We start from the raw sequence: 14,591 nt of genomic DNA on the forward strand, positions 1-14,591 counted from the left end.
TTACAGACCAGAGAGTCGCCTTCGCCACTGGTGTTCCTCCACATCTCTACGCATTTCACCGCTACACGTGGAATTCCACTCTCCTCTTCTGCACTCAAGTTCCCCAGTTTCCAATGACCCTCCCCGGTTGAGCCGGGGGCTTTCACATCAGACTTAAGAAACCGCCTGCGAGCCCTTTACGCCCAATAATTCCGGACAACGCTTGCCACCTACGTATTACCGCGGCTGCTGGCACGTAGTTAGCCGTGGCTTTCTGGTTAGGTACCGTCAAGGTGCCGCCCTATTTGAACGGCACTTGTTCTTCCCTAACAACAGAGCTTTACGATCCGAAAACCTTCATCACTCACGCGGCGTTGCTCCGTCAGACTTTCGTCCATTGCGGAAGATTCCCTACTGCTGCCTCCCGTAGGAGTCTGGGCCGTGTCTCAGTCCCAGTGTGGCCGATCACCCTCTCAGGTCGGCTACGCATCGTCGCCTTGGTGAGCCGTTACCTCACCAACTAGCTAATGCGCCGCGGGTCCATCTGTAAGTGGTAGCCGAAGCCACCTTTTATGTCTGAACCATGCGGTTCAAACAACCATCCGGTATTAGCCCCGGTTTCCCGGAGTTATCCCAGTCTTACAGGCAGGTTACCCACGTGTTACTCACCCGTCCGCCGCTAACATCAGGGAGCAAGCTCCCATCTGTCCGCTCGACTTGCATGTATTAGGCACGCCGCCAGCGTTCGTCCTGAGCCAGGATCAAACTCTCCGATAAGTAGTTTGACTGACTACGCACATCACTGTGCGATTTATTTAAAACTTTGAATTAACAGGTACGTTTTGTCTTGTTTAGTTTTCAAAGAACTTTTTTCACTTCTCTCGAAGCGACCTCTTAATCATAACATTTTCAGTTTGATAGGTCAATACTTTTTTAAAAAACTTTTTCAGCAGACTGTCTTTGTGTTGAAAAGACAACAAAAAGAATTATATCAGCATCATCGTTGTGTGTCAAAGCTTTTTTCGTTTCTTTATATAGAAAAAGCGCAGCCTGTTACAGCTGCGCTTTTTCATCTATTCTTCTTCCGTTTCTTCCGGCTCTTCTTCATTCTTTTCCACTAGCGCCACAGTGGCCACGTGCTCTTCATCGGACATGCGGATCAGACGGACGCCTTGTGTTACGCGTCCCGTAGTGGAGATATCGTTAATATCCATTCTGATTAACACGCCGCTTGCCGTAATAATCATTAGGTCTTCTTCGCCTCTTGTGGCTTTTACTGTTACTAGCGGACCGTTGCTGTCAGTGATTTTACATGTTTTAAGGCCTTTTCCGCCCCGGCTTTGGACTCTGTATTCTGAGGCCGGCGTACGTTTGCCATAGCCGTTTTCCGTCACTATGAGGACATGGGAGTCTTCTTCAAGAATCTCCATGCCTACCACGACATCATCATCTGTCAGCGTAATGCCTTTAACACCTGCAGCGGTGCGTCCCATTTGTCTTACATCTTCTTCAGGGAAACGGATCAGCAAGCCATTCTTCGTTCCGATGATGATTTGTTTCTTGCCGTCAGTCAGACGGACGGCCATCAGTTCATCGTCTTCCCGAAGACCTAAAGCGATCAGCCCGTTATTCCGTATATTCGCAAACTGGGACAGTGCCGTACGTTTCGACACCCCTTGTTTGGTCGTGAAGAAGAGGTAAAGCTCCTCATCAAATGTGCTGACCGGAATAATGGCATTAATCCATTCGCCTTTTTCAACCTCCAGGAGGTTAATAATCGGAATGCCTTTTGCGGTACGGCCGTATTCAGGGATTTCATATCCTTTTGAACGATATACCTTCCCTTTATTAGAGAAGAACAGAATCGTATCGTGCGTCGATGTAGAAATTAAGTGTTCCACAAAGTCATCTTCATTCGTTCCCATTCCCTGCACGCCTTTTCCGCCCCGTTTTTGACTGCGGTATGTGGACGCTGGGAGGCGTTTAACATAGCCGTTATGAGTCAGCGTGATGACGATGTTTTCTCTCTCGATGAGATCTTCATCTTCAATTGTTTCAAGACCGGACGTCACGATTTCAGTGCGTCTCTCATCATTGAACCGCTCTTTGATTTCGTTGAGTTCTTCACGGATGATCTCGAGCACTCTTTCTTCATTGGCTAAAATATCTTTCAGCTCGGCGATAAGCGCAACAAGTGATTGATATTCCTCTTCGATCTTTTCGCGCTCCAGACCGGTTAATCGCTGAAGACGCATGTCCAGAATGGCTTGCGCCTGTTTTTCAGTCAGTGAAAATTGTTCGATTAAACCCGTTCTCGCAATTTCAGCCGTCTGAGAACTACGGATAAGAGAAATCACCGCGTCTAAATGATCGAGAGCGATTCTTAACCCTTCCAGAATGTGAGCTCTCGCCTCCGCTTTACGAAGTTCGTAAGCCGTTCTGCGTCGGATCACGACCTTTTGGTGATCAAGATAGTGCTCCAGACATTCTTTCAGGTTTAATACCTTCGGCTGTCCATCGACGAGCGCCAGCAGGTTGATTCCGAAAGACGTCTGCAGAGCCGTTTGTTTGTACAGGTTATTCAGAATGACGTGAGCATTGGCGTCACGGCGGATCTCGATGACGACTCTCATTCCGTTACGGTCGGATTCGTCACGCAGATCGGTGATTCCTTCGATTTTTTTGTCCCGGACGAGATCTGCGATTTTTTCAATTAATCTCGCTTTGTTGACCTGATAAGGAAGTTCCGTAACAATAATTCTTTCTTTTCCCGAGGATGTCTCTTCGATTTCAGCCTTAGCCCGGATCGTGATTGATCCCCGTCCGGATTCATATGCCTTGCGGATGCCGCTCCGGCCTAAAATCTGACCGGCCGTCGGAAAATCAGGGCCCGGAATATATTCCATCAGCTCTTGGATTGTGATCTCAGGATTCTCACTTACGGCAAGCACGCCTTCTATGACTTCTCCAAGCTGATGCGGGGGAATGTTTGTCGCCATTCCGACCGCAATACCGGCAGCCCCGTTTACGAGCAGATTCGGAAATCTCGAAGGCATGACGGCAGGTTCTCTTTCTGAACCGTCATAGTTGTCTTGATAGTCAATCGTGTCTTTCGTAATGTCCCGGAGGATTTCCATTGCGATTTTTGACATTCTCGCTTCTGTGTAACGCATCGCAGCCGCAGAGTCGCCGTCTACCGAACCGAAGTTGCCGTGTCCGTCAACAAGCATGTAGCGGTAGTTAAAATCCTGCGCCATTCTGACCATTGATTCGTAAACCGCTGAATCACCGTGCGGGTGGTACTTACCGATAACTTCGCCGACGATACGGGCTGATTTTTTATATGGTTTGTCACTGGTCATGCCTAAATCATTCATTGCGTACAAAATCCGTCTGTGAACCGGCTTCAGACCGTCACGCACATCCGGAAGCGCCCGGGATACGATAACGCTCATTGCATAGTCCAGGAAGGATGTCCGCATTTCCTGACTGATATTGACTTCACGTACTTGTGGTGTGTTTTGTTCACTCATTAAAAAAACCTCCCTGAAGTATCACATGAAATAATGTGGGAGTAGATTGTCCATTATGATCTTCAATACGATTTCACTATTCTCCATTATATCAATAAACTTGTGTTTATACACATTAATTTAGCAGAATATACGGGTTTTGCGGGTTTTCAGAGGCTGCTTGAAGCCGCTTTGAGAAAAAAGCCTTATTTCTTAACGAAAATAAGGCTTTCATGGTTAAATATCAAGGTTTTTCACGTATCTGGCGTTTGCTTCTATGAAATTTCTGCGCGGTTCTACTTTATCGCCCATCAGCATTTCGAACGTCTCATCAGCGTCCATCGCATCTTCAAGATTGACTTGCAGAAGCGTTCTGGTCGCCGGATCCATTGTCGTTTCCCAAAGCTGAGTCGCATTCATTTCTCCAAGACCTTTATAACGCTGGAGGCCGGGCTTAGGCGATTGCGGAAGCTCTTTTAAAAGCTCATCAAGCTGCTTATCGTTATAAGCGTATTCCACCCGTTTTCCCTGCTGCACTTTATAAAGCGGCGGCTGAGCAATGTAGACATAGCCGTTTTCAATAATTTCCCGCATGTATCTGTAGAAGAACGTTAATAAAAGCGTTCTGATGTGGGCGCCGTCGACATCGGCATCCGTCATGATGACTACTTTATGATAACGCGCTTTTTCAAGATTAAAATCTTCTCCGATACCCGTGCCGAGAGCCGTAATCATTGATCTGACCTCATTATTTGAGAGAATCTTATCAAGTCTGGCTTTCTCAACGTTCAGAATCTTACCGCGCAGCGGCAGAATGGCTTGGAAATGGCGGTCCCGTCCCTGTTTCGCTGATCCGCCCGCAGAGTCACCCTCTACGATATAGAGCTCGGAAATGCTAGGATCTTTAGAAGAACAGTCGGCCAGTTTACCCGGCAGATTGGAAATCTCAAGCGCGCTTTTGCGGCGGGTCAATTCCCGCGCTTTTTTCGCCGCCATCCGCGCTCTTGCGGCCATTAAGCCTTTTTCAACGATTTTGCGGGCTGAATCCGGATTTTCAAGAAGGAATGTTTCCAGCGCAGCAGAAAACAGCGTATCAGTGATCGTTCTCGCTTCAGAGTTGCCGAGCTTCGTTTTCGTCTGCCCTTCAAATTGCGGATCAGGGTGCTTAATTGAAATAATGGCAGTCAGCCCTTCTCTCACATCATCCCCGCTTAAATTCGGATCATTTTCTTTGAAAATCCCTTTTCTCCTTGCATAGTCGTTTATGACACGGGTCAGACCGGTTTTAAATCCGGCCTCGTGTGTGCCGCCTTCGTATGTGTTGATATTATTCGCGAAAGAATAAATATTGCTTGTATAGCTGTCGTTGTATTGCAATGCAACTTCAACCGTAATGCCGTCTTTCTCGCCTTCGATATAAATCGGCTCTTCGTGAACGACTTCTTTGGAACGGTTTAAGTACTCAACATAGCTCTTGATTCCGCCTTCGTAGTGGTACTCGTTTTTCCGTTCTAGTCCTTCACGTTTGTCTTCAATCGTGATGTTTACGCCTTTTGTCAGGAAGGCCAATTCGCGGACACGGTTTGAAAGCAGATCATAGTCGTATACAGTTGTTTCTTTGAAAATTTCCGGATCGGGAACGAAGTGCGTAATCGTCCCGGTCTTGTCAGTGTCACCGATCACTTCAAGATCAGCCGCCGGAACACCGCGTTCATACGCCTGATAATGGATTTTCCCGTCACGATGGACCGTAACGTCAAGAGTGGTCGACAAGGCGTTTACGACAGACGCCCCTACACCGTGAAGACCGCCGGATACTTTATATCCGCTTCCGTCAAATTTACCGCCGGCGTGAAGAACGGTCATGATGACTTCAACCGCAGGGCGGCCCATCTTCTCTTGGATACCGACCGGAATTCCGCGCCCGTTGTCTGTAACGGTAATGCTGTTATCTTTCTCAATCACGATGTTAATATCTGTACAATAACCGGCCAGGGCTTCGTCAATACTGTTGTCGACGATTTCCCATACCAAATGGTGAAGGCCTTTGCTGTTAGTTGATCCGATGTACATCCCCGGTCTCTTTCGAACAGCTTCCAAACCTTCTAATACCTGTATCTGATTCTCATCATAACTATTTTGCTGCTGTTCCATAGCCATGCACATTCACCTACACTTTTCTTAAACGATATATTCATTGTAAAGATCCGCTAAGAATCTATTTCTAACATAAATTGCGCACGTTTCTTCAGTGTGCCGGAAGATAAGGGAGAGTAATATATATTCTCAGTCGTGACTACGATAGACTTTGGCGTGCCGTTTACGGACGGCACTACTTTTTCTTTCTGTCTGTCCAGAAATTCTTCAACAATCGGCGATACATTGACCTTGCAGTCAAAAATGCCGACGATATCGCGTGTTGAAACGACAAAGTCGTCACCTAAATGAATATACAATCGCTCACCTCATTTCTTCACTTCACTAACGCACCGTTTTCCACACGGAACATTCCTGCTTGATGTAAGGTTTCGTGGTCAATGCCGTCCACGCTCGTCGTGGTGACAAATGTCTGCACACGGCCTTGGATTGTATGAAGCAAATGGGACTGGCGGTAATCATCCAGCTCGCTTAGTACATCATCCAAAAGTAAAATGGGGTATTCTCCAATTTCTTCATGAATCAAATCTATTTCGGCCAGCTTCAAAGACAAAGCCGTCGTACGCTGCTGTCCCTGCGAACCGTAAGTCTGCACATCGCGTCCGTTCACATAAAAAAGGACATCATCCCGATGCGGTCCGAATAAGGTGACGCCCCGTTCTATTTCTTTTTCTTTTAATTTCGAAAAAGACTCCTGGTAGCTGTTACCTATTTTCGACAAATCTTTAGGATCTGATACATCAAGCGCCGTGTGATACTTAAGCGTCAGTTCCTCAAGCCCCCGGGAAATGCCCGAATGGATCGGCTGCGCCCATTTTTCAAGCTGCTCCGTAAACTGCAGACGTTTGGCGACAACTTTTGCGGCTGCCTCAATCAGCTGATCAGTGAGAACGTCAAGCATAGTCCGGTCAGTCTGTTTCCGGCTTTGCAGCTGTTTCAGAAAATGATTCCGCTGGGAAAGGATTTTTTGATAAAGAGATAAATCATACAGATAAACGGCAGAAACCTGCCCGATCTCCATATCAAGAAATCTCCTCCTGACCTGCGGGCTGCCTTTGACGAGATTTAAGTCCTCCGGGGCGAACATAATGGTGTTCAGCGCTCCGACATACTGACTGAGTTTTTGCTGTTCTATGTGATTGACCTTGCCCTTTTTACCTTTTTTGGAGATGACCAACTGCATCGGGATGTCCCCGTTGCGCTTCATCACTCTTCCTTCTATTTTAGCATAGTCTTCGTCCCACCGTATAAGTTCTTTATCATTTGAGGTGCGGTGTGATTTTGCCATCGAAAGGACATAGATGGCTTCCATCAGATTGGTTTTGCCTTGGGCATTCTCTCCGATGATCACATTCACCTTGTTTTCGAATTGAAGCTCAGCGCGCTCATAATTACGGTAGGATGTTAATTCTAAATTTTGGATATACAACCGCTGTCACCCGCTTTAATTGACGACTTGAAATGAACCAAATCCTTCAATCGCGACCACGTCTCCAACATAGAGCTTTCTGCCGCGGCGATTGTCAGGTTCATTATTGACAGTCACCTCATGCTCGCTCAGAAACCATTTCGCCATACCGCCGGACTGAATCACATCGGCTAATTTTAAAAACTGGCCAAGCGTAATCATTTCTGTGTCAATCGAAATCGGATTTGCCATAATATCGACCTCTTTCAAATATCACTAATATCTAATTGTACTAAAAAATCCTGAAATAAGGAAAGGGAAAACTTGAGGGAGCAGGCTGATGAACAGAATGTGCTGCCGAACTAAGCCGGCAGCACATTCTGTTTGATTAATACGTTCGGACCGGAAGGATGAGCTGAACGATGGTTTCATCATTCGGCGTACGGATAAGAAACGGTCTCATCGCTCCCGTAAAGCTGATACGGATGTCCGCTCCTTCAAGTACTTTCAGTGCGTCCATCATATATTTTGGACTGAATGAAATATTTAATTCCTCACCGTCAATCCGGTCAGCGAGCACAGCTTCGACCACTTTCCCGATTTCAGGAGAATTTGATGAAATTTCAAGCGAGTCCGCCGGTTTGGCAGAAAGCTTTACAACGTTGTTGCGGCCTTCTCTCGCCAATAAAGAAGCACGGTCTATCGCCTGTAAAAATTCTTTTGTGTTCACGACGATTTCCGTTTTGCTTTCCTGCGGAATTAAGCTGGTCGTATCCGGATAGTTTCCGTCAAGCAGCCTTGAGAAGAACAAGACGTTTTTCGCTTTAAACAGAACTTGGGTTTCTGTAATGACGATATCCACCAGCTCTTGATTGTCATCAAGAATTTTGCTCAGCTCGGTTAAACTTTTTCCGGGGATGACGACGTTGTAAGAGCTGTCTTCCGGAATATCAAGCTTTGCCTTTCTTAAAGCAAGTCGATGGCTATCCGTGGCAGTGCATAATAATTCACCGTTTTCCACTTTCCAGTTTACACCTGTCAAGATAGGGCGTGTTTCTGAGGCGGACACAGCAAACACGGTTTGACGGATTAAGTTTTTCAAAAGATCCGTCGGAATCTGAATGGCATGGTGCTCTTCGATTTGCGGAAGATGCGGATATTCATCTGCATCAAGACCGTTCAAATTAAATTCCGCTTTTCCGGAACGGATAATTGTTAAATATTGATTTTGAACTTCCATTTCAACCGTCGCCATCGGCAGTTTTTTAACGATTTCACTGAAGAAACGCGCTTGCAGCACGATACTACCCGGCTGATCAATCGTCACGATTTCTTTGTCATCTTCTTCTTTCGGAATGAATGACTCGATTGAAATATCAGAATCGCTTCCCGTAAAAGATACTCCTTCATCTGAGGCTACGATCTTAATACCGGTGAGAATGGGAATTGTAGTTCTGGATGAAACGGCTTTTAGAACGTCTTGTACACTTTCAACTAAACGATCTTTTTGAATCGTAAATTTCATGTTTATCCTCCTAACGGATAATATAATTAATATATTTTAAAAATAGCAGTAGTAATAGTAGGGCCTGTGGATTTGTGGATAAGTTGTGAGAAAGACAGGAAACACAGCCTATCCACATGTGGACAGACTGTGCATGGCTAGCGAAAAGTTATTCACACTTTCCCCGATTCATCCGCGGGCTCTATTATTTAAGCTGTTCTTTTATTTCTTTTACCTGTTGCTGAAGCTGCTCGTCATCAATCAGCAGTTTTGAAATCTTTTCATGAGCATGAATGACGGTTGTATGGTCTCTCCCGCCAAATTCTTCTCCGATTTTAGGCAAAGAAGAGTCCGTCATTTCTCTGGAAAGATACATGGCAATTTGTCTTGGGAACGCAACGGATTTCGTACGCTTTTTCGCTTTGAAATCTTCAAGCTTAATGTTGAACTGCTGTCCGACAATCCGCTGAATCTCTTTTATCGTGATGACCTTAGGCTTTGCGGAAGGAATAATATCTTTCAATGCTTCTGCAGCCAGGTCCGCATTAATGTCTTTATTGATTAAAGATGAATAGGCAACAACCCGGATTAATGCCCCTTCCAGTTCACGGATGTTGCTGTCAATCTGATTCGCGATGTAAAGCATGACCTCGTTCGGAATATCAAGGCCTTCCGCCTTCGCTTTTTTTCTCAGGATGGCAATCCGCGTTTCCAGATCAGGCGGCGTGATATCCGTAATCAATCCCCATTCGAATCGCGAACGCAGGCGATCTTCAAGGGTCGGGATCTCTTTCGGCGGTCTGTCACTGGAAATCACGATTTGTTTGCTTTCTTCATGAAGCGTATTGAATGTATGGAAAAACTCTTCCTGTGTTTGTTCTTTTCCGGCTAAAAATTGAATATCATCTATCAAAAGTACATCAACATTCCGGTAGCGGTTGCGAAAATCAACGGCTTTATTGTCGCGTATTGAGTTGATGAATTCATTTGTGAATTTTTCAGAAGACAGGTACACCACTTTGGCTGAAGGATTATGATCAATGACATAATGGCCGATTGCGTGCATTAAGTGGGTTTTTCCTAAACCGACTCCCCCGTAAATAAATAAAGGGTTGTACGCTTTAGCGGGTGCTTCCGCTACAGCCAGTGATGCTGCATGGGCGAATCGGTTTCCCGATCCGATGACGAATGTGTCGAATGTATATTTCGGGTTGAGCATGCTTTGGGGAAAATCAGACGGTTCCTCTTTTGCCGCTTTTTTCACTTGCGGTTTCGGCAAAAAGTCTTCCGCATCCTGATTTTGAGGAATGACAAATTTGACGCTCAATTCTTCCCCGGTCAATTCATATATGGTATCTGCAATGAGATGTAAGTACCTGGACTCCAGCCAGTCTCTGGCAAATTCATTGGGAGCGGTGATGGTTAAGGTATCTCCTTGCAGCGAATGGGCTTTCGTCGACTTCATCCAAGTTTCGAAGCTCGGTTTGCTTAACTTTTTCTCTATCTGAGCTAAAGCTTGATTCCAAAGATCTAATATATTCTCCATTATCCGGCACAGCCCTCCTTTTCTTTAAAATTAGCGCTCTTCCCCTGTTATAGAACACAAAAAAAGAGCATATGGCTCTGACCATTCGTACACACGAAATGTTGAAAACATATAGTATAGTAGAAAAATAGCTTTTCGACAAATTCCACAAGTTGTGGACAACAATCTACACAAGCTGTGTGAAAACAATCCACAACTTATCCACACTTTGTGGATAAAGAGAACGGAGTGAATCAATAATTAAGAGTTAAAACACAAATATAATATCAAATTAAGCGAGGACTTGCAACGGTTCTCGTAATCTTATCCACAAACCTGACAACTTGTTGAAAAATCTTTGTCCACAGGGGTTAGCAATGTGAAAATGTTGTCGATAACGATTGTGGATATTAAAAAAAGGCCAAAAAATTATCCACATACCGTTTTTTCCGGAGGGCGCGCGGCGTTTTTGCGTTAAAAAAAGGAATATGAAAATTAAGGTTTCTAATCTGGTTAAGGTATGTTATCCTATTATGGTTGTAAGAAATAAAAGCACTGCTGAAGTTGACAATGAATAGGCAGCACAAATATAATAAGTAAGACTGTCTTTAACAGCTATTCCTCGAGGGAGGTGTCATAAATGAAAAGAACATTCCAACCGAATAACCGTAAACGCAGTAAAGTTCATGGCTTCAGAAGCCGTATGAGTTCAAAAAACGGTCGTCTAGTATTAGCACGCCGTCGCCGCAAAGGCAGAAAAGTATTATCAGCTTAGGCCACTGAATAATGTCAGTGGTCTTTTTTCACATTAAGAGAAAAGAGATCATGCGTCGCCCGGTACTGGAGAAATTTCTTCAGTATTCCGGCGGCCCGTTTTTTTTAGGATAGAAATAAAAGTTTCTGCGAGTGAATATCGGAGTGAATCAAAGTGAAGAAGCGAAATCGGTTAAAGAAAAATGAAGATTTTCAAAAAGTGTTTAAACGCGGAACGTCTATGGCAAACCGCCAGTTCGTGCTGTATACGCTTGATCAGCCGCAGCAGGAAGAGCTCCGGGTAGGGCTTTCTGTCAGTAAAAAAATCGGCAACGCCGTCGTGCGCAACCGGGTGAAGCGGTTAATCAGACAGGCGGTTCAGGAGGAAAAAGAGCTGCTCAAGCCGAAAGATTTTATTATTATCGCTAGAAAACCCGCCGCCGACCTCAGTTTTGAAGAAACAAAAAAAAGTCTGCAGCACTTATTCAGAAAAACCTCTTTATATAAGAAATCTTCGTCAAAATAGCTCATATTTTGTTTTCTTCACGTTTTTAAAAGCGCTTCCTTTTGTTTGGCGAAAAATGACCGCCATTTAAAACTGAAAGATGCTAAAATACATACAAGGTTTATAAAGAATGGTATAGGAGGAAACGTTCTTGAAAAGGAGAATATGGTTACTACTGAGTATGGTCGGTATGCTCGTGCTGCTGGCCGGGTGCTCGAGTGTAAAAGAGCCGATTACGGCGAATAGTCCGCATTTCTGGGACAAATATGTTGTGTACCCATTGTCAGAAGTCATTACGTACGTAGCAAAACTGACGGGCGATAACTATGGTTTATCGATCATCATCGTTACGATTTTAATCCGTCTGCTGATTCTGCCGCTGATGATCAAGCAGCTTCGAAGCTCAAAAGCAATGCAGGCGCTTCAGCCGGAAATGCAGAAGCTTAGAGAAAAATACAGCTCAAAAGATCAAAAAACGCAGCAGAAGCTTCAGCAGGAAACAATGGCCCTGTTTTCAAAGCATGGGGTAAACCCATTGGCGGGATGTTTTCCGATCCTGATTCAAATGCCGATTTTGATCGGATTCTACCACGCGATTATGCGTACGCAAGCCATTTCACAGCACAGCTTTTTATGGTTTGATTTAGGAGAGAAAGATCCTTACTATATTCTTCCTATCGTTGCCGGTGTGGCCACTTTTGTCCAGCAGAAGCTGATGATGGCCGGAAATCCATCTCAGAATCCTCAAATGGCAATGATGGTATGGATTATGCCGATCATGATCATCGTATTTGCGATCAACTTCCCGAGCGCGCTTTCTCTGTATTGGGTAGTCGGAAACCTGTTTATGATTGCTCAGACATTCCTTATTAAAGGGCCTGACATTAAACACGATCCGGAAACGCAGAAAGCGGGAGGAAAGAAAAAGTGAAGAAGGTGACTGCTGCGGGACGGAATGTCAAAGAAGCAGTTCAATCAGGCCTTCAGGAACTTCAACTGACGGAAGATCAAGTAGAAATAACGGTGGTGCAGGAAGAATCTAAAGGATTTTTGGGTATTTTCGGAAAAAAGAATGCGATCGTAGAACTGGAAGAGAAAAAAAATCCTGTTCAGGAAGCGAAAGCGTATCTGGAAGAAATCATCAATTCCATTGCGGGGCCTTCTGAGATTGTCACGGAAGAAAACAAAAAAACAGTTTGTTTTCATATTAAAGGTGAAAAAGCAGCGCTGCTTATCGGCAAAAGAGGACAAACACTCAATGCTCTGGAAACATTGGCGCAGCTTGTTTTGAACCGCGGCTCCGGCCAGTATCGCCACGCCGTTGTCGACGCTGAAAATTATCGTCTGAAAAGAAGAGAAATTCTGGACCAGCTGGCAAACAGGCTGGCCAGACAGGTGTTGAAAACGAAAAAAGATGTGCATTTAGAACCGATGCCGTCAGGCGAAAGAAAAATCATCCATGACGCTCTGTCGAAGCACCCAAATATCAAAACTTTTTCTACCGGTGAAGGCCGGTACCGCCATCTCGTTATTTCCCATAAAGATAGCAGAAAACCGAAGTCCGGGTAAAATCGGAACTTCGGTTTTTTTATTGGCAAAAACGGCTCTATTCCTAAGCAGAATCGCATTTTTTGCGTTTAAGTTTTTTCTTTTTCGGTGTATGCTGTTGATAAAAAAGGTTTTAGGAAATAAAATTAATTGTTATTCACATGTGGATAAGTTAAAGTAATAAGGGATGAATTTCTGCCTTTGTGGATAACGTATCTTCCACTTCAAACCAAACTATGTTATCTTTTAATTTTGGCGTAAATCAATTTTTTATATAGATGGAAACAGAGATAAAGAGAGGTGAACAGCATGGATACAATTGCAGCGATTTCAACTCCGATGGGTGAAGGCGCGATCGCGATCGTTCGGCTGAGCGGGCCGGAAGCCGTGAAAATTGCCGACAAAATGTACAAAGGTCCGAAAGGCAAAACGCTCAGTTCGGCAGAATCGCATACCATTCATTACGGGCATATCGCAGACAGCACGACGGGACGGATTATTGAGGAAGTGATGGTGTCTGTTTTAAGAGCGCCCAGAACATTCACAAGGGAAGATGTCATTGAAATCAACTGTCACGGAGGAATTGTGACGGTTAATCAGGTGCTCCAGCTTGCTTTAAGAGAAGGTGCGAGACTGGCGGAACCCGGTGAGTTTACGAAGCGCGCATTTTTAAACGGACGGATTGACCTTTCACAGGCGGAAGCGGTGATGGATCTGATCAGGGCCAAAACGGACCGTGCCATGAATGTCGCCATGAACCAGATGGAAGGACGGCTTTCCGCGCTAGTCCGCCGTCTTCGGGATGAATTGTTAGAAACACTTGCCCATGTTGAGGTTAATATAGATTATCCGGAATATGATGACGTCGAAGAAATGACTCATCAGCTTCTGGTGGAGAAGGCGGGCGGCGTGAAGAAAGAAATTGAAGCGCTGCTTCGTACGTCTGAGCAGGGGAAAATTTTACGCGAGGGATTGTCTACCGTAATCATCGGCCGTCCGAACGTCGGGAAATCCTCTTTGCTTAACAGTCTTGTCCATGAAACGAAGGCGATCGTAACGGATATTCCGGGAACGACGCGTGATGTGATTGAGGAATATGTCAATGTCCGAGGCGTGCCGCTCCGGCTTGTCGATACTGCCGGAATCCGTGAGACCGAAGACATCGTCGAAAGAATCGGTGTAGAACGCTCACGCCAGGTTCTGAAGGAAGCGGATCTCATTTTGCTTGTGCTTAACCACAGCGAAGAGCTTTCTGAAGAAGATGTGAAATTATTTGAAGCTGTTGAGGGAATGGACGTCATAGTCATTATGAATAAGACGGATCTTGAGGCTAAGATTGACGCTGAGCGCGTCAAGGAGCTTGCGAAAGGCCGGCCTGTCGTCACGACCTCATTGCTGAAAGAAGAAGGCATTCAAGATTTAGAGGAAGCGATTCAGTCGCTATTTTATACAGGAGCGATCGAAAGCGGAGATCTCACATATGTCAGCAATACCCGTCATATCTCGATTCTGCATCAGGCAAAGCAAGCGATTGATGATGCGCTGAACGGAATTGAACAGGATGTTCCGATTGATATGGTGCAAATTGATCTGACAAGGTGCTGGGAGCTGCTGGGCGAAATCATCGGTGATGCCGTCCACGAAAGCTTAATTGATCAGCTCTTTTCACAATTTTGTTTAGGTAAATAAAAGGGAGGAAA

General features: G+C 45.1%; 12 protein-coding genes and 1 rRNA gene (1 of these 13 running past the window's edge). 5 read left to right on the top strand and 8 right to left on the bottom strand.

Translation table 11 applies throughout. From position 1 onward, the window contains the following. From AUL54_RS10720 to dnaA, 8 genes are all read right to left on the bottom strand, one after another. Positions 1–756 (bottom strand): 16S ribosomal RNA (locus tag AUL54_RS10720) (it extends 793 nt beyond the left edge of the window). Between the two features lie 296 nt (positions 757–1,052). Then, positions 1,053–3,512 (bottom strand): DNA gyrase subunit A, encoded by a 2,460-nt coding sequence (gene gyrA / locus AUL54_RS10725; protein WP_060963789.1) that lies wholly within the window; start codon positions 3,510–3,512, stop codon positions 1,053–1,055. Positions 3,513–3,728: 216 nt separating this feature from the next. Further along, complete coding sequence (gene gyrB, locus AUL54_RS10730; protein WP_060965087.1) at positions 3,729–5,645, bottom strand: DNA topoisomerase (ATP-hydrolyzing) subunit B; 1,917 nt, start codon at positions 5,643–5,645, stop codon at positions 3,729–3,731. 56 nt (positions 5,646–5,701) lie between these two features. Further along, entirely contained in the window at positions 5,702–5,947 is a 246-nt protein-coding gene (gene remB / locus AUL54_RS10735) for an extracellular matrix regulator RemB (RefSeq protein WP_004392908.1), read from the bottom strand. A 17-nt stretch (positions 5,948–5,964) separates the two neighbouring features. Then, a complete protein-coding gene (gene recF / locus AUL54_RS10740) occupies positions 5,965–7,077 on the bottom strand; it encodes a DNA replication/repair protein RecF (RefSeq protein ID WP_060963790.1) in 1,113 nt (370 codons plus the stop codon). A 15-nt stretch (positions 7,078–7,092) separates the two neighbouring features. Further along, complete coding sequence (gene rlbA / locus AUL54_RS10745; protein ID WP_004392910.1) at positions 7,093–7,308, bottom strand: ribosome maturation protein RlbA; 216 nt, start codon at positions 7,306–7,308, stop codon at positions 7,093–7,095. A gap of 136 nt (positions 7,309–7,444) precedes the next feature. Beyond that, complete coding sequence (dnaN, locus tag AUL54_RS10750) at positions 7,445–8,581, bottom strand: DNA polymerase III subunit beta (protein ID WP_060963791.1); 1,137 nt, start codon at positions 8,579–8,581, stop codon at positions 7,445–7,447. Between the two features lie 184 nt (positions 8,582–8,765). Next, positions 8,766–10,106 (bottom strand): chromosomal replication initiator protein DnaA, encoded by a 1,341-nt coding sequence (dnaA, locus tag AUL54_RS10755; RefSeq protein WP_016937312.1) that lies wholly within the window; start codon positions 10,104–10,106, stop codon positions 8,766–8,768. A 619-nt stretch (positions 10,107–10,725) separates the two neighbouring features. Between dnaA and rpmH the strand changes: the two genes are divergently transcribed. The 5 genes from rpmH (at position 10,726) to mnmE (ending at position 14,580) form a co-directional block, all read left to right on the top strand. Next, on the top strand, positions 10,726–10,860 hold the full coding sequence (gene rpmH / locus AUL54_RS20705) for a 50S ribosomal protein L34 (protein ID WP_003178075.1): 135 nt from the start codon (positions 10,726–10,728) through the stop codon (positions 10,858–10,860). A gap of 153 nt (positions 10,861–11,013) precedes the next feature. Then, a complete protein-coding gene (rnpA, locus tag AUL54_RS10760) occupies positions 11,014–11,364 on the top strand; it encodes a ribonuclease P protein component (RefSeq protein WP_016937314.1) in 351 nt (116 codons plus the stop codon). A gap of 160 nt (positions 11,365–11,524) precedes the next feature. After that, on the top strand, positions 11,525–12,274 hold the full coding sequence (gene spoIIIJ / locus AUL54_RS10765; RefSeq protein WP_014471334.1) for a YidC family membrane integrase SpoIIIJ: 750 nt from the start codon (positions 11,525–11,527) through the stop codon (positions 12,272–12,274). After that, positions 12,271–12,912 carry an RNA-binding cell elongation regulator Jag/EloR gene (gene jag / locus AUL54_RS10770; RefSeq protein WP_060963792.1) on the top strand — a complete coding sequence of 214 codons (642 nt, stop codon included), beginning with the start codon at positions 12,271–12,273 and terminating at the stop codon, positions 12,910–12,912. The genes spoIIIJ and jag overlap by 4 nt, the downstream gene beginning before the upstream one ends. A gap of 288 nt (positions 12,913–13,200) precedes the next feature. Then, entirely contained in the window at positions 13,201–14,580 is a 1,380-nt protein-coding gene (mnmE, locus tag AUL54_RS10775; RefSeq protein ID WP_014419389.1) for a tRNA uridine-5-carboxymethylaminomethyl(34) synthesis GTPase MnmE, read from the top strand. The last annotated feature ends 11 nt before the right edge of the window (positions 14,581–14,591 follow it).

The sequence above is a fragment of the Bacillus sp. SDLI1 genome, assembly GCF_001553895.1.
Taxonomy (GTDB): Bacteria; Bacillota; Bacilli; order Bacillales; family Bacillaceae; genus Bacillus; species Bacillus siamensis.

Coding starts and splice junctions, on each gene's coding strand:
- rlbA (WP_004392910.1), bottom strand. CDS start 7,308: ATGGCAAATCCGATTTCGATTGACACAGAAATGATTACGCTTGGCCAG.
- spoIIIJ (WP_014471334.1), top strand. CDS start 11,525: ATGGTCGGTATGCTCGTGCTGCTGGCCGGGTGCTCGAGTGTAAAAGAG.
- gyrB (WP_060965087.1), bottom strand. CDS start 5,645: ATGGAACAGCAGCAAAATAGTTATGATGAGAATCAGATACAGGTATTA.
- gyrA (WP_060963789.1), bottom strand. CDS start 3,512: ATGAGTGAACAAAACACACCACAAGTACGTGAAGTCAATATCAGTCAG.
- rpmH (WP_003178075.1), top strand. CDS start 10,726: ATGAAAAGAACATTCCAACCGAATAACCGTAAACGCAGTAAAGTTCAT.
- mnmE (WP_014419389.1), top strand. CDS start 13,201: ATGGATACAATTGCAGCGATTTCAACTCCGATGGGTGAAGGCGCGATC.
- dnaA (WP_016937312.1), bottom strand. CDS start 10,106: ATGGAGAATATATTAGATCTTTGGAATCAAGCTTTAGCTCAGATAGAG.
- dnaN (WP_060963791.1), bottom strand. CDS start 8,581: ATGAAATTTACGATTCAAAAAGATCGTTTAGTTGAAAGTGTACAAGAC.